This window comes from Mixta tenebrionis, assembly GCF_006517625.1.
Taxonomy (GTDB): domain Bacteria; phylum Pseudomonadota; class Gammaproteobacteria; order Enterobacterales; family Enterobacteriaceae; genus Mixta; species Mixta tenebrionis.
In genome coordinates this window covers 298979-318870 of the sequence record NZ_VHQI01000003.1, presented here as the reverse complement: position 1 = coordinate 318870, position 19892 = coordinate 298979, and the positions used below count along the sequence as shown (strand labels likewise).

The window sequence follows — 19892 nt, the reverse complement described above, 5'->3', positions numbered from 1 at the left end:
CCCGACGACGCGAGTTTCCCCAGACGTTGCGGCCCGCCCGCTTATAGCGGCGTCCCCGGCGCGCCAGACGACAATTAACCGGCCGCCGTAAGATCGATCCTTCCGCTGCTAAAAACCAGACCAGGCTCGACATCTACCGCCAGCCAGGTCGGTCCGTCGAGATCGACAAAATGCGCCCGCGGCACCAACGGCAGCGCGGCGCTGATGGCGCGCGAGGTACAAAGCATGCAGCCCAGCATCAGGGCGAAACCAGCCTGTTCGGCCGCGCTGGCGAGCGCCAGCGCCTCAGTCAAACCGCCGGTTTTATCCAGTTTAATATTAATCATCTCATAGCGCTGGCGCAGCGCCGCCAGGCTGGCGCGCGTATGGCAGCTTTCATCGGCGCATATCGGCAGCGGGTGGATAAAGTTAGCCAGCGCCTCATCATCGGTAGCCGGCAGCGGCTGCTCCAGCATCTCTACGCCGAGATCGGCCAACAGCTGACAGCGGGCCGCCAGCCCTTCGCTATGCCAGGACTCATTCGCATCGACAATCAGCCGCGCCTTCGGCACCGTGCTGCGAATCGCCATCAGCCGTTCGGTAATCAGATGATTATCGAGCTTAATTTTCAGTAGCCCGGCGCCGTTTTCCCACAGCGCCAGCGCGCTGGACGCCATCAGCTCCGGCGTATCCAGCGTAACGGTTTGCGCCATGCTGACGCTGTCGGGCAGCGTGACGCTCAGATGCTGACACAGCGTTTGCTGTCGCTGACGGCAGGCCAGATCCCATAACGCACAGTCGATAGCATTACGCGCTGCGCCGGCGGGCAGCGACTGCTGCAACGCTTCGCGCGTTATTCCCTGTTCCAGCTGCGGCAACAGCAGCGTAATTTGCGCCAGCACCGAGGCTTCGCTTTCGCCATAGCGCGGATAAGGCGTGCATTCGCCCACGCCCTTAACGCCATCCTCTTCCAGTTCCACTACCACCACGCCCGCCTGCTCACGGCTGCCGCGAGCAATCACAAAAGGTTTATTTAGCGGCCAGGCTTCCGGATAAACTTTAACCGTTCTCATCTTTTTTCTCTCGTTAGCGGCAACAGGAACGCCACGGATGCGATGCACTTCGCAATATACGCGGTTCCGACAGCGTTGGAAGATTACTGTCTGTTATATAATTTACTGTTTCACCCACGCCTGTTCCTTTACACTGTTAATCTTGTTAAGCAAAAGTAAAAGGATAGATTATGTCTCAGACTGTTAATTTTCAGGGCAATCCGGTTAGCGTAGCAGGAGAACTACCGCAGGCGGGCGAAAAAGCGCGCGCCTTCACGCTGGTGGCAAAAAACCTTTCTGACGTTTCTCTTTCCGACTATGCGGGCAAACGTAAGGTGCTGAATATTTTCCCCAGTATCGATACCGGCGTTTGCGCCGCTTCAGTGCGTAAGTTCAATCAGCTGGCGGGCGAAATGGAAAACGCCGTGGTGCTGTGCATTTCCGCCGATCTGCCGTTCGCCCAGTCGCGCTTTTGCGGTTCCGATGGTCTCTCTAACGTGGTAACGCTTTCCACGCTGCGCGGCAGTAACTTTAAGGAAGATTATGGCGTCGCAATCGCCGATGGCCCGTTACAGGGTCTGACCGCGCGCGCCGTGGTGGTGCTGGATGAAAACGATACGGTGCTTTACAGCCAGCTGGTTAATGAAATTACCACCGAGCCGGATTACGATGCGGCGCTGGCCGCGCTGAAATAAACCGGCTGATGCCGTTTCGCCCCCGCCAGGGGGCGATATTCCGCATTACGTTTAAGTATGAACATCCCCTGGCGCATTATTTATTAGCTATTGCGCTTAATTAATTTTCTGTTTAGATGACATTTACAGCGTTACCTTGCACAACTTATCATTCTGTTGCCATAAATAATGACGTTACAAGGATGACCAGTCATGACCGCGCTTGCGTTTCCCGGCGTCATTCTCAGGGCAAAATCAGGCAGATGATTATATCGCTAAAGATATCTGTTACGGCAACTTAACCGGAACTGAACTAAACGGAGGGTTTAATTTAGCGGATGTCGCCTCCAGAGTGGAATATTAAAAATTGAAAGCGATCGCTTTCAGGCGCGCATGCATTACAGGGTGCAGGTTATTTTGTTTTCGACAGTAACCATATATCAAACTTTAATTTTAACCAGTATCATTTTTTACGTATCTGGTTGGTATCACAGCGTTATAATCAGTTTGGCTATCGGCCATTTATAACCGATATGGAAATTCATGGAGAACGCAATGGAACTGAATAAAAAATATCACATCCCGTTAGTACTTAGCTGCGTCCTGCTATTATATGCATTCTGGTTCATTTTTCGCCCGGTAAAAATCATTGCTGTTCATCAACATGGCAGCAGGTTCAGTTCAGTGCTGGTAAACCACTTTCCCCTTACCGATCGGGGTAAAATAAACTGGTGGCTGGAGAACCGTACCATGCTAAAGGAAAAATACCATGTTCCTGCTACGGATAAAAAAAGTTACTTTTCAGTAATTTTCTGGTTATTTGGTGAAGGCTATAAAGAAAGGGGTAAATATGATCTTCTTTGTTTCGACGATATGAAAAGTGAAAAAAGGTGTATTGAAAAAGATGCGGTTTTTATTGTCAGTCACACTGGTGACGACAGAACTTATTTCACCATGGATGGTGCAAGATACCTGCTAAAAAGCAACGGAGAATGGGTTACTGAGAGGAACTAGCCATCCATATTCCTTAAGCGAAGCGGACGCCTCAGGCGCCCGCATCATCGCACCACGGCTTAGCTTTCGCTTTCTCCTTTTTTCTGGCTCAGCCCATATTCGCGCAGCTTATTGGCAATCGCGGTATGAGAGACGCCCAGCCGCTTTGCCAGCTTGCGCGTGCTGGGATAGGAAAGGTAGAGGCGCGTCAGCACCGAACGCTCAAAGCGGCTGGTGATCTCATCCAGCGATCCTTCCATCGCCTGCTCATCCAGCGCCAGCTGTTCAGTAAACTCCGGCAGCATAATATCCTGCGGGCGTAGCTCATAGCCATCCAGCTGCGCCAGCGCGCGATAGAGCGCATTTTTCAGCTGGCGCACGTTGCCCGGCCAGTTGTAGCGCGTCAGAAACGCATTAAGCTGCGGCGCAAGCCGCGGACGCGCCACCCCCTGCTCATCGGCAAAGCGCGCCACGAACAGCTCGGTTAACGGCAAAATATCCTGCGGGCGATCGCGCAGCGGCGGCAGGTTCAGCGTCAGCACGTTGAGGCGATAAAAGAGATCTTCACGAAACTCACCGCGCTGCACCAGCTCGGTCAGATTACGCTGCGTGGCGCAAATAACGCGCACGTTTACGTGCACCTCATGCTCTTCCCCAACGCGGCGGAAGGTGCCGTCATTAAGAAAACGCAGCAGCTTGGTCTGCATGCGCGGCGACATTTCGCCAATCTCATCCAGCAGCACCGAACCGCCGTTGGCCTGCTCGAAGAAACCTTTTTTGCCTTCCAGCGCGTTGGGATAAGCGCCCGCCGCATGGCCAAACAGCTCGCTTTCCGCTACGTCATCCGGCAGCGAGGCGCAGTTAAGCGCCAGAAACGGCTGTTTACCGCGCGCGCTGCGCAGATGACAGGCGCGCGCCAGCATATCTTTGCCGGTGCCGGTATCGCCGACGATCAGCAGCGGCGCGTCAAGCATCGCCAGCTTACGCGCCTGCTCCACCACCTGACGCATTTTCGCACTGACCGCAACGATATGCTGAAACTCGCTGTCATCGTTGACCGCCAGATTTTGCAGCTGGCGCCCCATGCGCGCGGTCGATTTCAGCATCACCATCGCCCCTACCGGCAGCGCAGCGCCCTCCTCTTCCGCCGCGTAGATCGGCCGCGCCTCCAGCAAAAAGTCGCGCCCCTGAATAACCACGCGCTGCGTCTGCGCTTCCACCCGCTCGCTTTCCAGCCAGCGGGAAAAGTTAAAGCCGCTCACCAGCGAAGCGATGGCGCAGTTGCGGATTTTATGTTCGTCAAGGTCGAACAGACTTTGCGCGGCGGGGTTCGCCAGCTCTACTTTACCCTTCATATCAATCGAAAACACCGGCTCCGGCATCGCGGTCAGCAAGGCGCTGAGCGCCCGGTGCTCGCGTTCCGAGGGCATATAGGAGATGGTGCGCACGTCGGTGACGCCAGGGATACGGCGAATCTCCGCCATCAGCTGGCTGAACTGGTCAAAGGCGATAGCGGAAAAGTTGAGATAGATACGGCCGATCGGCGCAATTTCAATTCCCCGCAGATCAATACTGCGCTCTACCAGTAGATCGAGTAGTTCACGGGCGAGACCAATTCGGTCCTGACAAAAGACTTCCAAACGCATCGGGTAGGCCTTACTGAATTTGGTAACAGCGAATCAGGAAATAATACGCTAACTTGCGATAAGCCAGAAGTGCTCTGTCAGGATAAGTTGACAGTGCACGGCGCCGGGCAAGAAGTGTAACGGAAGCGTTATCGATAATCATGCGCTTGCGCCATTTTTTAGAGGTTTATAACAAAATTTTTACCTCAGCCAGAACAGCCGCCGGCGAAGACGCATAAAAAAGCCCGCATTGTGCGCCTTACGCCAGCGGAAACGACGGCCGGCTACTTCTCCGCTTTGCCGACACGCGGCTGCAGGCTGCGCTTCAGCTGGGCGATCAGCTCACGGCGAAAATCACCCAGCTTCGGACGATCGTTCAGCCACGGCAGCGGACGACACAGCTCCATCGCTTTAATACCCAGCCGCGCCGTTAACAGCCCGGCGCCGATGCCCTGCGCGGCGCGCGCTGAAAGTCGCGCCGCCAAATCCTGCGACAGCCAGTCCATACCGACCTCGCGCACCAGCTCAGAGGCGCCGGCAAACGCGATATTCAGCAGCACCAGACGAAACAGACGAATACGGCTGAAATAGCCCAGCTGGATGCCATACACGGCGGCGATACGGTTGATCATGCGCAGGTTGCGCCAGGCGATAAAGGCCATATCCACCAGCGCCAGCGGGCTGACGGCGATCATCAGCGTGGCTTCCGCCGCGTTGCGGCTGATTTCAGCACGCGCCTGACGATCGAGCGCCGGCTGCACCAGCTGCGCGTAGAGCGTTACCACTTCCCGATCGTTATGGGTTTCATGCAGGGAGGCCTGCCAGCGCTGTAGCGCCGGATGACCCTGATCCAGCCCCGCCTGCTGCGCCAGCTTCTCGCAAAAGCCCTTCGCGCGCCCGGCGCCGTGGCTGTGCAACAGCTCGCGCCCAACATCCCGCTCTTCCGCCCGCTGACGCAGCTGCCAGAGGTGGCGCCATTCACTAACCAGCGCGCCGACGCCCGCCAGCACAATCAGCAAGCCCGCAGCGCCTGCGCCCAGCGCAAACCACTGCTGCTGCTGCCAGGCGTCCAGCATCCACTGCACGCCCTGCGCTACTGCGCTGGCGGCAAACAGGCCGATGCCGGCCGTAACCATGCGACGCCAGATGCTGCGTCGGGGACGCAGCGCGCGCTCGACCACCCCTTCATCAGGCGGCGTCTCTGCGTCGATCTCCTCATCCTGACGCGGCGTAAACTGGCTCTCATCCAGCGCGTCAAAGCGCTGCGCCGGCTTAAGCGCCTGCGTCTGGTCATTTTCCAGCGACGGTGCAAAATCGATACGCGGTTTTAACGGCGGCTGACTCATCGCAATTTATCTCCCAGTAAAAATTCCAGCGCGGCATCCATGCGGATATGCGGCAGTGGACGATCGATCTCCAGCTTCTGCGGCCGGAACTGTTCAAAATGAAATCCCTGTGACTGCCAGAAGGCGCTGCCCGGCAGGCGCGGCGGCACCTCGCCGGGGAATACCGTCAGCGGCGCTCCGTCGCTGAGGCGCTGCCCGCGCAGCGCAGGTATTTTTTCGCCCTGATGATCGACGATACCGCTCTGCGTCGCCTGTACCGAAGCCAGCCCGATGCAGTCGATGCTGTCGGTAGCGATGCCTTCAAAAGCGGCGTTCTGCCTGGCATCCTGTACCAGCTGCTGAAGCAGCGACACCAGATTAGCATGTTGATCGACGGTGATATGATCCGCTTTGGTCGCGGCAAACAGCAGCTTATCGATGACCGGCGAAAACAGACGGCGAAACAGCGTGCGCTGACCGTAATGGAAACTTTGCATCAGCTGCGTCAGCGCCAGCCGCATATCGTTAAAGGCCAGCGGGCCGCTGTTGAGCGGCTGCAGACAATCCACCAGCACGATCTGGCGATCGAAGCCAAGAAAATGATTTTTATAAAAGGCTTTGACGATGTGCTGACAGTAATAGTCGTAACGCTGGCGCAGCATGGCAATATTGCTGCCCTTATCCGCCTGCGCCAGACGCGTTTCGTCTGTCGCATGATCTTGCGGCCAGGGGAAAAACTGCAGGGCCGGGGCGCCCGCCATCTCGCCAGGCAGCACAAAGCGCCCCGGCTGAATAAAGTGCAGCCCTTCCTGCTTGCAGCGCAGCAGTGAAGCGGTCCAGGCTTCGGCGATGGCGGCCAGTCGGTTTTCATCCGCCGGCGCCAGCGGATCGAGCGTGGCGCTGAGCCGTCGCCAGTCGGCGGCCCACTGCGCCCGCTCGCCCTGCAGCAGACTGTTCATCTGCCGCGACCAGCTGAAGTAATCCTGCGCCAGCATCGGCAGATCCAGCAGCCACTCGCCGGGATAGTCCACGATTTCCAGCCAGAGCGTGGCGGTCTGTTTGAAATGACGCAGCAGCGAATCCTGCGAGCGAAAGCGCAATGCCAGCTGCATTTCGCTGACGCCGCGCGTCGGCGTCGGCCAGCCAGGCGGATCGCCATACAGCTGGGCCAGCCCTTCATCATAGGTAAAACGCTGAATGCCCATATCGCGCTGCGGCACGCGCTTCACGCCCAGCAGGCGCTCTTCGCGCGCGACGGAGAAAAGCGGCAGCCGCGCCCCGGCGTGCACATTCAGCAGCTGATTAACCAGCGAAGTAATAAAGGCCGTTTTCCCGCTGCGGCTGAGGCCGGTTACCGCCAGGCGTAAATGGCGATCCACGCCCCGGTTTACCCATGCCGCCAGTTCATGTTGAATTCGTTTCATCAGGTCTGTCCTTGCTGCGTTCATAATGTCGGCAAAAAAGCGATCGCGCCGACAAGCTGACCGTCAGTGTACTGTATTCATGAAGAAAACGGCTAACTGGCGGCATCGCGCCAGATAAAGCGGAGACGCGCCGGTTAGCGCATCGGGGAACGCAGGCGGGAAGCAAGACGGCTGGCCGCCTTTTTCAGCAGCGGCTCCAGCGCGAAAGCGATCAGCAAACGCAGCGGCCTGCGCGCTATCGATTTTATCGCCCAGCCGCTGATGCCGGCGGGCGCCAGCATCAGGCCGTGGATAAGTAATTGTTTGCCCACGCTTTTCAGCGCCGGCGTCGCGCGATAAGCGCGTTGACGAAAGTTCGACATACTTCTCCTCAGGGCGTAAAGGCAGGCCGGACGGGCAAGCCCGATCCAGCCGGCGAAAGCGGCTGCGAACGCTGAAGGCCACGTCACGCTCCAGCCGACGATCAAAGCTGACGGAAGCGGCTGCGAACGCTGAAGGTTTCGGAGGTTACGTAGCGCTCCAGCTGGCGCAGCTTGCTTTCATTCTGCGCCATCTCCTGGCTTACCGCATTCAGCAGCTCATCCGCCCGCGGCGGCGGCGCTTCCTCCTCAACGTATGCAGGCATCGGCGTCAGTACAAAGCTGAGGATGATGTAGGCCGCCAGCGTCAGCATAAACAGGCCAAACACCATCGACAGCACCACCATCACCCGCACCAGAGTGACCGGGATATCCAGATAGTGGGCAATACCGGCGCAGACGCCCTTGATTTTCCCCTGCTGCGGAATGCGCCACAGTTTTTTACCGCTGAATCGGCTGTTGCTCATGGCTGCCTCCATTCCGGGTGTTCCGCATCAAGTATCTCTTCCAGCGTCTGAATGCGCTCGCGCATGCGGCTGGCCTCCTGGGTGAGCTGTTGCAGGCGCTGCATATCGCCGGAAGAGAGGCTGGCGGCGCCGTTCTGGCGATTGCTGTAGTGCAGCCACAGCCAGACCGGTGCCACAAACAGCACAAAAATAGTCAGTGGTATGGCAAGAAATAGTGAGCTCATTCTCTCTCCTTGAAGGTGTCGCCCCTCACGGGCAAAACGGCTAATTCAACAGGCTGGCAGCGCCCTGCGTTTAACAACCAGGGCGTGCTTCTCACGCTTATTCGCTGCGGTTCATTTTTGCTTTCAGCGCCGCCAGCTGCTCGCTGATGGCGTCATCCGCCTGCAGTTCGGCAAACTGCTGATCCAGCGTTTTGCTTTTACCAAAACGATGGCTTTCCGCTTCAGCTTCCATATGGTCGATACGGCGCTCAAAGGATTCAAAGCGCGCCATCGCACTGTCCAGCTTACCGGTATCCAGCTGACGACGCACGTCGCGGGAAGAGGAAGCCGCCTGATGACGCAGCGTTAACGCCTGCTGACGCGCACGGGTTTCAGTCAGCTTTTTCTCCAGCTCGGCGATCTCGCCTTTCATCCGCGCCAGGGTTTCATCAATCTGCGTCACTTCCTGCTGCAGCGAAGCGGTCAAGTCGGTGAGCTTCTGTTTTTCAATCAGCGCGGAACGGGCCAGATCGTCTTTATCTTTGCGTAACGCCAGCTCCGCTTTTTCCTGCCACTCATTTTGCTGCAGCTGAGCCTGTTCAATACGGCGCAGCAGCTGTTTACGTTCAGCCAGCGCGCGCGCAGAGGTGGAGCGTACTTCAACCAGCGTATCCTCCATCTCCTGAATCATCAGGCGCACCATTTTTTGCGGATCTTCTGCTTTATCCAGCAGCGAATTGATGTTGGCGTTTACGATGTCGGCGAAGCGAGAAAAAATACCCATAATTAACTCCTTAGTAGTTAGCGCTAAATGTCGCTGTCGATTCTTACTATTCAAATTGCGTGCCAACTTTTAATTCGTTGAATTCATTAATTTTATAAAATTGACCCTGCTGGCGCAGCAGGATAAATTAGTGTAATTCACCATCTAATAGTCAATTTAACCATGACAGAGTTTAATGAAAATCTGCTGGGCGAAGCGAATAGCTTTCTGGAAGTGCTGGAACAGGTTTCCCGTCTTGCCCCGCTCAATAAGCCGGTACTGGTGATCGGCGAACGCGGCACCGGCAAAGAGCTGATCGCCAGCCGCCTGCACTACCTTTCCGAGCGCTGGCAGGGCCCGTTTATTTCGCTTAACTGCGCGGCGTTGAATGAAAACCTGCTTGATTCCGAGCTTTTTGGCCATGAGGCTGGCGCTTTTACCGGCGCACGCCAGCGCCACCTGGGACGTTTTGAACGCGCCGATGGCGGCACGCTGTTTCTGGATGAGCTGGCGACGGCACCGATGCTGGTGCAGGAGAAGCTGCTGCGCGTGATTGAATATGGTCAGCTGGAACGCGTGGGCGGCAATCAGTCGTTGCAGGTTAATGTGCGGCTGGTATGCGCCACCCATGCCGATCTGCCGCGGCTGGCGCAGGAGGGAAAATTTCGCGCCGACCTGCTTGACCGGCTGGCGTTTGACGTGGTGCAGCTGCCGCCGCTGCGCGAGCGGCGCAGCGATATCCTGCTGCTGGCCGATCATTTCGCCATTCAGATGTGCCGCGAGCTGGGGCTGCCGCTGTTTCCCGGCTTTTCCACGGCGGCAAAACAGGCGCTGCTGGATTACAGCTGGCCGGGTAATATCCGCGAGCTAAAGAACGTGGTGGAGCGATCCGTTTATCGTCACGCCACTGCCGATACAGAACTGGATAATATCATTATCAATCCGTTCGCCCGCCGCCCGCAGGCGGCAGCGCCAGCGGAGCAAACCGCGCCGCCGGACGCCCTGCCTGCCCTGCCGCTCGATTTACGCCTCTGGCAGCAGCAGCAGGAAAAGGCATTAATGGAAAAGAGTCTACAGCAGGCGCGCCATAATCAGCGTCGCGCCGCCGAACTGTTAGGAATTACCTATCATCAGTGGCGCGCGATGGTGAAGAAACATCATCTGACGCCGCGCCAGCTGGATGAATCCGCGCCGCAAGCGGGCTAGCGCATCAGCTACCGCGATAGGTTGAGAAGCCGTACTGGCTCAGCAGCAGCGGAATATGGTAATGCTCCTGCGTATTGGCGACCTGGAAGTTCACCGGCACATCCGGGAAGAAGGTCTCTTTTTGCTGGCTGTGGAAATAGTCGCCGGTGTGGAAGGTAACGCGATACTGTCCGACGCTAAAATTTCTGCCGTCGGGATAGAAAGCGGCGATACGGCCATCGGCATCGGTGGTTTTACTGGCCAGACGTACCCACTTATCGCCCTGCTGCTGCTCCAGGTCTACCTTGACGCCCTGCGACGGTTTGCCGGTCTGGGTATTTAATACGTGTACGCTGATCGGATTACGCGGCGCCTCGGCGACGGCCTGTCCCATTACGCCCATGCCAGCCAGCAGCAGTACGGTTTGAATTTTCATTGTCTTCTCCTTTTTGTTTATCGTCCTTACAGCCTAAACGCAGTTGAGCGGAAGATCAGGAAAAGCGCATCAGATCTGAAATTTCCCAGAACGACAGGCAAAAAAAAGCCCGCATCGGCGGGCAAGTCAATACTGGAAGCAATGTGAGCAATGTCGTGCCTTCTCCGGTAGAGCCACCGTTGAAGCGCATAGTAATAGTAATCATTCTCAGTACTCTTTGTAAAGCCATTTATTGAGAATATTTCTCATTTCCATACTGTGAACGGGGCTGCTTCATGTTGATAAAGCAGAACGGTGGAAAAAACAGCGACCGTCCCGGCAAACTTTGGGGCAACCCGCAGAGTGCGATACACTCTGCCTGTCTACCCTTAAACGTTAACCCTCTATGCTAAAAATTTTATCCAGGCTGTTGTCAGGCTGTCTGCTGCTCGGTGCGGCGGCCCACGCTGCACCGCCAGAAGATATTCGTAACGGCGGCTTCGTCTACTGCGTCAGCGGCGTCATGAATACTTTTAATCCGCAGCTTGCCAGCAGCGGCCTGGTGGTTGATACGCTCTCCGCCCAGCTCTACGATCGCCTGCTGGATGTCGATCCCTATACCTATCGTCTGATCCCGGAACTGGCTGAGCGCTGGGAAACGCGGGATAACGGCGCGACCTACCGCTTTCATCTGCGCCATCGCGTCGCCTTCCAGAAAACCGCCTGGTTTACCCCCAGCCGTACGATGAACGCTGACGATGTGGTTTTCAGCTTCGCCCGTATTTTCGATCGCCATCATCCCTGGCACGATATTAACGGCGGCAGCTACCCCTACTTTGACAGCCTGCAATATGCCGATGCGGTAAAGAGCGTTAAAAAAATCGATAATGATACCGTTGAGATCCGTCTGAAAAGCCCTGACGCCTCGTTTCTCTGGCATCTGGCGACGCACTACGCCCCGGTATTATCGGCGGAATACGCGCAGCAGCTGGCGGCGCGCGATCGCCAGGAACTGCTGGATCGGCAGCCGGTCGGCACCGGTCCGTTTATGCTGAGCGAGTATCGCGCCGGCCAGTATGTTCGCCTGGCGCGTCATCCCGATTACTGGAAAGGCCTGCCGCGCATGCCGCAGGTCGTTATCGATATGGGCGCCGGCGGCACCGGCAGGCTGTCAAAACTGCTGACCGGCGAGTGCGATGTGCTGGCCTACCCGGCGGCGAGCCAGCTGACCATTTTGCGTGACGACCCGCGCCTGCGGCTGACGCTGCGCCCCGGTATGAGCATCGCCTATCTGGCGTTTAACACCCGTAAAGCGCCGCTCGATCGCGTTGAGGTGCGCCAGGCGCTGGCGCTGGCGATTAACAATGAGCGCCTGATGGAATCGATTTACTACGGCACGGCGGAAACCGCCGCCTCGGTGCTGCCGCGCGCCTCCTGGGCCTATGACAATGCCGCGCGCATCACCGAATACAATCCGGACAAAGCGCGCGAACAGCTTAAAAAACTGGGGCTGGAGAAACTGGAGCTGACCCTGTGGGTGCCCTCTTCTTCGCAGTCCTGGAATCCCAGCCCGCTGAAAACCGCCGAGCTGATTCAGGCCGATCTGGCGCAGGTAGGCGTACGCGTGACCATTGTGTCCGTGGAGGGCCGCTTTCAGGAAGCGCGCCTGATGGAGATGAATCACGATCTGACGCTGACCGGCTGGGCTACCGACAGCAACGACCCGGACAGCTTTTTCCGGCCGCTGCTCAGCTGCGCTGCGATTAATTCCCAGACGAATTACGCGCACTGGTGCAATACTGAATTTGATGCCGAACTGCAGCAGGCGCTGCTGTCGCAGCAGCTGGCGGCGCGCATCGAACGTTACGATCGGGCGCAGCAAATTCTGGCGCGCGAGCTGCCGGTACTGCCGCTGGCCTCTTCACTGCGTCTGCAGGCTTACCGGCACGATATTCAGGGGCTGGTGCTAAGCCCGTTCGGCAATGCTTCTTTTGCCGGGGTGCATCGCGATAACGGCGAGGAGTCAAAACCGTGATTATCTATACGCTGCGTCGTCTGGTGCTGCTGCTGGTTACGCTGATAATGCTGACGCTGGTAGCTTTCAGTCTGAGCTATTTTACCCCGCACGCGCCGTTGCAGGGCGCTTCCCTGCTGGATGCCTGGTGGTTCTGGTTTAATGGCGTGCTGCATCTTGATTTCGGCGTTTCCAGCATCAACGGCCAGTCGATCAACCTGCAGCTGCGCGATGTGTTTCCGGCTACGCTGGAACTCTGTATTCTGGCGTTCGCGCTGGCGCTGCTGTTAGGCATTCCGCTCGGCATTATCGCCGGCGTGATGCGCAACAAATGGCAGGATCGCGCTATCGGCGCCTTCTCCCTGCTCGGTTTTTCGATGCCGGTATTCTGGCTGGCGCTGCTGCTGACGCTGTTTTTCTCGCTCAACCTGGGCTGGCTGCCGGTCAGCGGCCGCATCGATCTGCTTTACCAGCTAAAATCGGTGACCGGCTTCGCGCTGATTGACGCGCTGCTCAGCGATTCGCCGTGGCGTAATGAGATGATCGTCAGCGTGATAATGCATATGATCCTGCCGGTCACCGTGCTGGCGGTCGGCCCTACTACCGAGATTATCCGTCTGCTGCGCAACAGCGCCAGCGATGTGATCGATAAAAACTACGTTAAAGCCGCCGCCACGCGCGGACTGTCGCGCTTTACGGTTATTCGTCGTCACGTTCTGCATAACGCGCTGCCGCCGGTAATCCCGCGTCTCGGCCTGCAATTTTCCACCATGCTGACGCTGGCGATGATCACCGAAATGGTGTTCAGCTGGCCCGGCCTGGGGCGCTGGCTGATTAATGCCATCCGCCAGCAGGATTACGCGGCGATCTCCGCCGGCGTGATGGTGGTCGGCAGCCTGGTGATCGTCGTTAATATAATATCCGATATTCTGGGCGCGATAATGTCACCGTTGAAACATAAGGAATGGTATGCCCTCCGATAATATTTACGCCGAGAAGCGGCTGCCCAGCCCCTTTCGCTATACCTGGCGTCTGTTTTATCACGATACCAGCGCGATGGTCGGCTTCTACGGCTTTATCGCCCTGCTGCTGCTTTGCCTGTTCGGCGGCTGGCTGGCGCCCTATGGGCTGGATCAGCAGTTCCTCGGCTATCAGCTGCTGCCGCCCTCCTGGTCGCGCTATGGCGACGTCTCTTTTTTCCTCGGCACCGACGATCTGGGGCGCGACGTGCTGAGCCGCCTGCTGAGCGGCACGGCGCCGACCGTCGGTTCCGCGCTGCTGGTGACGCTGGCGGCGGCGCTGTGCGCAGTGGTGCTCGGCGTGCTGGCAGGTATTACGCACGGCCTGCGTTCGGCGATAATGAATCATATTCTTGATACATTGCTGTCGATCCCTTCGCTGCTGCTGGCGATCGTGGTGGTGGCCTTTATCGGCCCACGGCTGGAACATGCGTTGCTGGCGGTCTGGCTTGCGCTGTTGCCGCGGCTGGTGCGCGCTATCTATACCGCCGTGCACGATGAGCTGGAAAAGGATTATATCGTTGCGGCGCGGCTGGACGGCGCCAGCAACGCGGGCATTTTACGCTATGCGATTCTGCCGAATATTCTGCCGCTGCTGGTTAGCGAATTTACCCGCGCGCTGTCGATGGCGATTCTCGATATTGCGGCGCTCGGCTTTCTCGATCTCGGCGCGCAGCTGCCCTCGCCGGAATGGGGTGCGATGCTGGGCGACGCGCTTGAGCTTATCTATGTCGCGCCCTGGACAGTGATGCTGCCCGGCGCGGCGATTATGCTGAGCGTATTGATTATTAACCTGTTGGGCGACGGAATGCGCCGCGCCATCGTGGCGGGAGTGGAATAATGCCGTTACTCGATATTCGTAACCTGACCATTGAGTTTATGACCGCCGACGGCCCGGTTAAGGCGGTCGATCGCGTCAATCTGACGCTGAACGAAGGCGAAATTCGCGGCCTGGTGGGTGAATCCGGTTCCGGCAAAAGCCTGATTGCCAAGGCGATTTGCGGCGTTACCAAAGATAACTGGCGCGTCAGCGCCGATCGGATGCGCTTCAACGATATCGATCTGCTGCGCCTGTCGCCGCGTGAGCGCCGCCGCATCGTCGGCCATAACGTATCGATGATTTTTCAGGAGCCGCAGTCCTGCCTTGATCCATCGGAAAGTATCGGACGCCAGCTGATTCAGGCGATACCCGGCTGGACCTGGAAGGGGCGCTGGTATCAGCGCTTTCGCTGGCGTCACGCGCGCGCGGTGGAGCTGCTGCATCGCGTGGGCATTAAAGATCATAAAGATATCATGCGCAGCTACCCCTATGAGCTGACCGAAGGAGAGTGCCAGAAGGTGATGATCGCCATCGCGCTGGCGAACCAGCCGCGCCTGCTGATCGCCGATGAGCCGACCAACGCGATGGAGCCGACCACCCAGGCGCAGATTTTCCGCCTGTTAAGCCGCCTCAACCAGAACAACAACACCACTATCCTGCTGATTAGCCACGATCTGCGCACCATGAGCCAGTGGGCTAACCGCATCAACGTGCTCTACTGTGGACAAACAGTGGAAACCGCCGCCAGCAGCGATCTGATCGCCACGCCGCATCATCCCTATACCCAGGCGCTGATCCGCGCAATGCCCGATTTCGGCAGCGCGCTGCCGCATAAAAGCCGCCTCAATACGCTGCCGGGCGCGATCCCTTCGCTGGAGCATCTGCCGATCGGCTGTCGCCTCGGCCCGCGCTGCCCCTACGCGCAGAAGAAATGCATTGAGACGCCGCGTCTGGCCGGATCGAAAAATCACCTTTACGCCTGCCACTTTCCGTTAAATATGGAGGATTCCTGATGGTCGAAACCCTGCTGGAAGTGCGCAACCTTAGCAAAACCTGGCGCTACCGCACCGGCCTGTTTCGCCGTCAGCACGTTGAAGCGGTCAGAGAGGTTAGCTTTACCCTGCGCGAGCGCCAGACGCTGGCGATTATCGGCGAAAACGGTTCCGGCAAATCGACGCTGGCGAAGATGCTCAGCGGCATGGTTGAGCCAAGCGCTGGAGAAATCGTAATTAACGATCGTCCACTTCACTATGGCGATTATGGCTTTCGCAGCAAGCTAATCCGCATGATATTTCAGGATCCCTCCACCGCGCTGAATCCGCGTCAGCGCATCGGACATATCCTTGATTTTCCGCTGCGCCTGAACAGCGAGCTGGACGCCGCCGAGCGTGAAAAACGCATCAACGCGACCCTGCGTCAGGTGGGCCTGCTGCCCGATCACGCCGCCTACTATCCGCATATGCTGGCGCCGGGCCAGAAGCAGCGCGTCGGCCTGGCGCGCGCGCTGATTTTGCAGCCGAAAGTGATTATCGCCGATGAGGCGATGGCCTCGCTCGATATGTCGATGCGCTCGCAGCTGGTGAACCTGCTGCTGGAGTTGCAGGATAAACACGGCCTTTCCTATATTTTTGTTACCCAGCATCTTGGCATGATGAAACATATCAGCGATCAGGTGCTGGTAATGAGCCACGGCGAAGTGGTGGAGCGCGGCGGAACGGCAGACGTACTGGCGGCGCCGCTGCACAACCTGACCCGCCGCATGATCGCCAGCCACTTCGGCGAGGCGCTGACGGCCGATGCCTGGCGGCGCGATCCGCCGGTTTAAGCGCCCCGCACGCGGCGCTTTTCCACCGGCAGCTGGTCGGATTAACGCTATCCACAGACTCGTGCTAGAATCGCCGGGTCGATTAACGCGGTCGCGCATTTTTTGAGCATCGCGACCGCCAACAACAATGACCAAAAGGATTACAGCTATGGGTTTTCTTTCCGGTAAGCGCATTCTGGTTACTGGCGTTGCCAGTAAACTCTCCATCGCATGGGGTATTGCACAGGCGATGCACAAACAGGGCGCAGAGCTGGCTTTCACCTATCAGAACGATAAACTGAAAGGCCGCGTAGAAGAGTTCGCGAAAGACCTGGGTTCCGATATCGTGTTGCCATGTGACGTTGCTGAAGATGAGAGCATCAAAGCGCTGTTTACTGAACTGGCAAAAACCTGGCCTAAGTTTGACGGTTTCGTTCACTCCATCGGCTTCGCCCCCGGCGACCAGCTGGATGGCGACTATGTTAATGCCGTCACCCGCGAAGGATTTAAGATCGCGCATGATATCAGCGCCTACAGCTTTGTAGCGATGGCAAAAGAGTGCCGCGCCATGCTGAACCCGAACTCCGCGCTGCTGACGCTCTCCTATCTCGGTGCTGAACGCGCCATCCCGAACTATAACGTAATGGGCCTGGCGAAAGCGTCGCTGGAAGCGAACGTGCGTTATATGGCGAATGCTATGGGTCCGGAAGGCGTGCGCGTTAACGCCGTTTCTGCCGGTCCGATCCGTACGCTGGCCGCCTCCGGCATCAAGGATTTCCGTAAGATGCTGGCGCACTGCGAAGCGGTAACGCCGATTCGCCGTACCGTGACTATTGAAGACGTAGGCAACTCCGCCGCGTTCCTCTGTTCCGATCTGGCGGGCGGCATCACCGGCGAAGTGGTTCATGTTGATGGCGGTTTCAGCATCGCAGCCATGAACGAACTGGAACTGAAATAAGATTATGCCGGGCGTGGTCTCTGCCGCGCCCATCTTCTTCCGCCCCCACTCTTTTCCTCCGACGTTATAGCTTTCTGCTATTTGTTATCGCTGAACATTCTTTGATGCTGCCTTTTGCTTGTTGCACGATAGTCCTGCCATTTTGACCCGAATTTATGGCGTTTTCTTCTGCGCTTATGTTGTTGGGTTTGCTCACTTGTGAAAGGAAGGATCATGGAACCACGCCGTTACGCCGGCAACAGCCACTGGTATCATGAAACCCAGGCCAGCTCTCGCGTCGAACAGGCGCCGCCGCTCTATCCCGAAGCGGCAGAGGTTGAGGACCGTTTTTTACTGGGTTTGCAACAAAACGCCAGCGAGCTGACGCCGCTGTTTAAGCGCTTTGCGCCGACGCTGCAGGCAGGCCAGCGGCTGAGCCTGCTGCTGCTGCCGCCGTCCGTAACAACAACGCAGACGCAGACGCTTACCCTGTACGATCGCTTGTCCAGCGCCCTTACGGTAGCGCAAATCACCGGCGTGCAGCGCCTGTGCAACCACTACGCCGCGCGACTTAATCCCCTGCCCGGCCCCGACTCCTCTCGCGAAAGTAATAACCGACTCACCCAGATGACGCAGTTTGCGCGTCAGCTTGCCAGCCAGCCGGCGGTAATTGACGCGGCGGCGCTGCAGCGGCTTGATGAAGTCGGCTTAACCACGCCGGATATCATCAGCCTCGCTCAGATTATCGGTTTTGTCAGCTATCAGGCGCGCGTGACAGCGGGCATCCAGGCGCTGATGGGGCTGCCGGTGCGCTGGCTGCCGGGACTGAATGACATGACCGATGCTGAAGCGCAGCGCTTTTCCAGCCCGGAGCAGTGGCGCGCGCGCTTGCCCCTGCTGGAGCGCCGCTACGCCAGCGAACGCCAGCTTATAGCGCTGGAAAACGCACCGAAAAGCGGCGCTCTGGCGGAGATGATCTGGCTGCTTGCCTGGGATGCGGCGACGCTGGACGCCTGGCGCGGCCTGCAGGCCACGCTGAAGCCCGCCGCCAGCGGGGAGAAGCTGGCGCAGGCGGTAGCCGCGCGCATCAACGGCAGTAAGCCCTGCCTGGATCGCTACGATGGTCCCTGGCGCTCTGAGCTGCTTCAGAGCGTTGACGCCGCGCTGGCGGCCAGCCAGCGGCAACCGACGCAGCAGGCGATTATTGCCTTTGCCGCGCAGCTAACGCGCGCGCCGGAGCGCCTCAGCGCCGCCCATGTGCAGCCGTTGCTGGAGCAGGGCCTGACGCCTGTCCGGCTGTTTTCCTTAATTCAGTATACGGCGCTGGCTGGCTGGAATAACCGTCTGGTACAAACGCTGTTTGGCCATTAGCTTTCACTGAGGATACGCCGCACTTCGTCAAAAAAGTGCTGCGACAGCGGCGTGGCTCTCCCCGGCTCGGCGATGACCACCGCCGCATGGCGCGCCATCGGCGCAATCGCCAGCGGGCGATAGTGTAAATCGGGATTCATTGCGGGCAACAGATGCCCTACCGGCGCGATCAGGCAGCCTAATCCCACCTGTACGCCCTGTAGCAGCTGAAAAATCGAGGTGCTTTCCAGGATAACCCGCTGCGTTATTCCCGCTTCGCGAAAGCTGGCGTCGAGATAGCGACGGAAGTAACGGGTAGGCTCCGCCAGGCATAGCGGCAACGTGGCAATATCCTCTATGCGCAACCGATCGATCTCTTCCAGCTGGGGAAAGTGAGCGGGATGATAGACCAGCTCAACGCCATTATCCGTTAATGATTCCGCCTGAAAATGCAGCTCGCGCAGCGTTGCCAGTTCAAAAAAGCCTATTCCTACATCCACCGTATGGCTGGTTAGCGCCTCCAGCAGCTGATCGGCGCTCAGAACCGCGACGCGATAATCAAGCTGCGGATAGCGATCGCTGACCATTTTCAGCAGCAGCGGCAGCGATACGCCGCACTGCGGCACCACGCCGATGCGCAGCGTGCCGTTTACGCCATGCTTCAGCGATTCGACTTCCAGCTTCAGCCCCTGATAGACGGAGACTATTTCACGCGCCCACGCCAGCACCCTTTCGCCTTCGGCAGTAAAGCCGTCGAAGTTATTGCTGCGGTTAATTAGCGAGAGGCCCAGCTCACGCTCCAGGTTTTTCAGGCGCATCGACAGCGTCGGCTGACTAACGAAGCTGGCTTCCGCCGCGCGGCCGAAGTGACGTTCACGCTCCAGATTACACAGGTAAATAAGTTGCTTGATATCCATAATTATTATAATTCAACAGGTTATAGTTGGATGAGATCCAGGCATATGAACATCCTGTACAGCCAGGCAGACGGATGCAGAATCTACCATGCCTGACTGATTGTTATCGCTTGAGTAAAAGGGGATGCAGCGTCTTTATAGCAGAATTATCTTAGCATACTAACGTTTACACCGTATCGCTCGATATGAAATCCATTGTTTGCCCAAGCTTTCCTGCCAAATATTCCTTTTACTTTCAGTATTCTGATTTTATATCCACTCTCAGAATAAAAAATTTATAAATAAACCGAAGAAAAAAACCATAATAAAAACAGCACGGATATTAACCAAGTCCAGCAACACAATCGACATAATTAGGAACAATATTACATAACCATATTATATATATTATTCTATCATACCTTCCCCATATACAGGCCAGAATTGAACCAATTTAAAGCTTCGTCCAGAGTATCAAAAGTAATAATCTGAAAGCAGCTCGCTCGAATAATATTCTCTGTCTTGCCGTTGTTGTTAATACGCAAAGCAATACGATCGTCTCCCTGTATTTTTACATATTCCCCCACT

At 57.3% G+C, this 19892-nt stretch carries 21 protein-coding genes and 1 pseudogene; 11 read left to right on the top strand and 11 right to left on the bottom strand.

All coding sequences use genetic code 11. The annotated features are described in order from the left end of the window. Positions 1-74: 74 nt before the first annotated feature. Complete coding sequence (gene ycjG / locus FKM52_RS07060) at positions 75-1052, bottom strand: L-Ala-D/L-Glu epimerase (RefSeq protein WP_141175486.1); 978 nt, start codon at positions 1050-1052, stop codon at positions 75-77. Positions 1053-1222: 170 nt separating this feature from the next. On the opposite strand from ycjG, the gene tpx reads away from it, so the two are divergent. The 3 genes and pseudogenes from tpx to FKM52_RS07045 all read left to right on the top strand — a co-directional run bounded on the left by tpx (position 1223) and on the right by FKM52_RS07045 (position 2719). Further along, positions 1223-1726: a thiol peroxidase gene (gene tpx, locus FKM52_RS07055; protein WP_141175485.1), complete on the top strand. Its 504-nt coding sequence runs from the start codon at positions 1223-1225 to the stop codon at positions 1724-1726. A gap of 395 nt (positions 1727-2121) precedes the next feature. Beyond that, a pseudogene (locus FKM52_RS22195) lies at positions 2122-2274 on the top strand (DUF3289 family protein); the annotation flags it as partial. Continuing rightward, positions 2261-2719: a DUF943 family protein gene (locus FKM52_RS07045; protein WP_141175484.1), complete on the top strand. Its 459-nt coding sequence runs from the start codon at positions 2261-2263 to the stop codon at positions 2717-2719. The pseudogene FKM52_RS22195 and the gene FKM52_RS07045, both read left to right, overlap by 14 nt. A gap of 59 nt (positions 2720-2778) precedes the next feature. On the opposite strand, the gene tyrR is transcribed toward FKM52_RS07045, so the two are convergent. The 7 genes from tyrR to pspA form a co-directional block, all read right to left on the bottom strand. After that, the gene (gene tyrR / locus FKM52_RS07040) at positions 2779-4344 is read right to left on the bottom strand and encodes a transcriptional regulator TyrR (protein ID WP_141175483.1); all 1566 of its coding nucleotides are present in this window, start codon (positions 4342-4344) and stop codon (positions 2779-2781) included. Positions 4345-4607: 263 nt separating this feature from the next. Next, positions 4608-5669 carry a TIGR01620 family protein gene (locus tag FKM52_RS07035; protein ID WP_141175482.1) on the bottom strand — a complete coding sequence of 354 codons (1062 nt, stop codon included), beginning with the start codon at positions 5667-5669 and terminating at the stop codon, positions 4608-4610. Continuing rightward, positions 5666-7072, bottom strand: coding sequence for a YcjX family GTP-binding protein (locus FKM52_RS07030; protein ID WP_141175481.1), 1407 nt, complete (start codon positions 7070-7072; stop codon positions 5666-5668). The genes FKM52_RS07035 and FKM52_RS07030 overlap by 4 nt, the downstream gene beginning before the upstream one ends. 134 nt (positions 7073-7206) lie before the next feature. Further along, complete coding sequence (pspD, locus tag FKM52_RS07025) at positions 7207-7434, bottom strand: phage shock protein PspD (protein WP_141175480.1); 228 nt, start codon at positions 7432-7434, stop codon at positions 7207-7209. A gap of 101 nt (positions 7435-7535) precedes the next feature. Next, positions 7536-7898: an envelope stress response membrane protein PspC gene (pspC, locus tag FKM52_RS07020; protein WP_141175479.1), complete on the bottom strand. Its 363-nt coding sequence runs from the start codon at positions 7896-7898 to the stop codon at positions 7536-7538. Beyond that, positions 7895-8122, bottom strand: a complete 228-nt coding sequence (gene pspB / locus FKM52_RS07015) for an envelope stress response membrane protein PspB (protein WP_141175478.1) — start codon at positions 8120-8122, stop codon at positions 7895-7897. The genes pspC and pspB overlap by 4 nt, the downstream gene beginning before the upstream one ends. Positions 8123-8219: 97 nt before the next feature. Next, positions 8220-8885: a phage shock protein PspA gene (gene pspA / locus FKM52_RS07010; protein ID WP_141175477.1), complete on the bottom strand. Its 666-nt coding sequence runs from the start codon at positions 8883-8885 to the stop codon at positions 8220-8222. 162 nt (positions 8886-9047) lie between these two features. Between pspA and pspF the strand changes: the two genes are divergently transcribed. Beyond that, the gene (gene pspF, locus FKM52_RS07005) at positions 9048-10070 is read left to right on the top strand and encodes a phage shock protein operon transcriptional activator (protein ID WP_141175476.1); all 1023 of its coding nucleotides are present in this window, start codon (positions 9048-9050) and stop codon (positions 10068-10070) included. A 4-nt stretch (positions 10071-10074) separates the two neighbouring features. Here the strand turns inward: pspF and uraH are convergent, their stop codons facing one another. Beyond that, entirely contained in the window at positions 10075-10485 is a 411-nt protein-coding gene (uraH, locus tag FKM52_RS07000) for a hydroxyisourate hydrolase (RefSeq protein WP_141175475.1), read from the bottom strand. 55 nt (positions 10486-10540) lie between these two features. Then, complete coding sequence (locus tag FKM52_RS21660; RefSeq protein ID WP_160250204.1) at positions 10541-10690, bottom strand: hypothetical protein; 150 nt, start codon at positions 10688-10690, stop codon at positions 10541-10543. A 180-nt stretch (positions 10691-10870) separates the two neighbouring features. Here FKM52_RS21660 and sapA point away from each other — a divergent pair, with 180 nt between their 5' ends. From sapA to FKM52_RS06965, 7 genes are all read left to right on the top strand, one after another. Beyond that, positions 10871-12499: an ABC transporter substrate-binding protein SapA gene (gene sapA, locus FKM52_RS06995; protein ID WP_141175474.1), complete on the top strand. Its 1629-nt coding sequence runs from the start codon at positions 10871-10873 to the stop codon at positions 12497-12499. Continuing rightward, positions 12496-13461, top strand: coding sequence for a putrescine export ABC transporter permease SapB (sapB, locus tag FKM52_RS06990; protein ID WP_141175473.1), 966 nt, complete (start codon positions 12496-12498; stop codon positions 13459-13461). Before sapA ends, sapB begins: the two co-directional genes overlap by 4 nt. Further along, positions 13448-14338, top strand: coding sequence for a putrescine export ABC transporter permease SapC (gene sapC / locus FKM52_RS06985; protein WP_141175472.1), 891 nt, complete (start codon positions 13448-13450; stop codon positions 14336-14338). The genes sapB and sapC overlap by 14 nt, the downstream gene beginning before the upstream one ends. Beyond that, on the top strand, positions 14338-15330 hold the full coding sequence (gene sapD / locus FKM52_RS06980; protein ID WP_141175471.1) for a putrescine export ABC transporter ATP-binding protein SapD: 993 nt from the start codon (positions 14338-14340) through the stop codon (positions 15328-15330). Before sapC ends, sapD begins: the two co-directional genes overlap by 1 nt. Beyond that, the gene (gene sapF, locus FKM52_RS06975) at positions 15330-16142 is read left to right on the top strand and encodes a putrescine export ABC transporter ATP-binding protein SapF (RefSeq protein WP_141175470.1); all 813 of its coding nucleotides are present in this window, start codon (positions 15330-15332) and stop codon (positions 16140-16142) included. The genes sapD and sapF overlap by 1 nt, the downstream gene beginning before the upstream one ends. Before the next feature lie 148 nt (positions 16143-16290). Then, positions 16291-17079 carry an enoyl-ACP reductase FabI gene (fabI, locus tag FKM52_RS06970; RefSeq protein ID WP_141175469.1) on the top strand — a complete coding sequence of 263 codons (789 nt, stop codon included), beginning with the start codon at positions 16291-16293 and terminating at the stop codon, positions 17077-17079. A gap of 213 nt (positions 17080-17292) precedes the next feature. Next, the gene (locus FKM52_RS06965) at positions 17293-18429 is read left to right on the top strand and encodes a CMD domain-containing protein (protein ID WP_141175468.1); all 1137 of its coding nucleotides are present in this window, start codon (positions 17293-17295) and stop codon (positions 18427-18429) included. Here FKM52_RS06965 and FKM52_RS06960 read toward each other — a convergent pair. Further along, positions 18426-19325, bottom strand: a complete 900-nt coding sequence (locus FKM52_RS06960; RefSeq protein WP_141175467.1) for a LysR family transcriptional regulator — start codon at positions 19323-19325, stop codon at positions 18426-18428. The two genes, FKM52_RS06965 and FKM52_RS06960, sit on opposite strands and share 4 nt — an antisense overlap. Between the last annotated feature and the right edge of the window lie 567 nt (positions 19326-19892).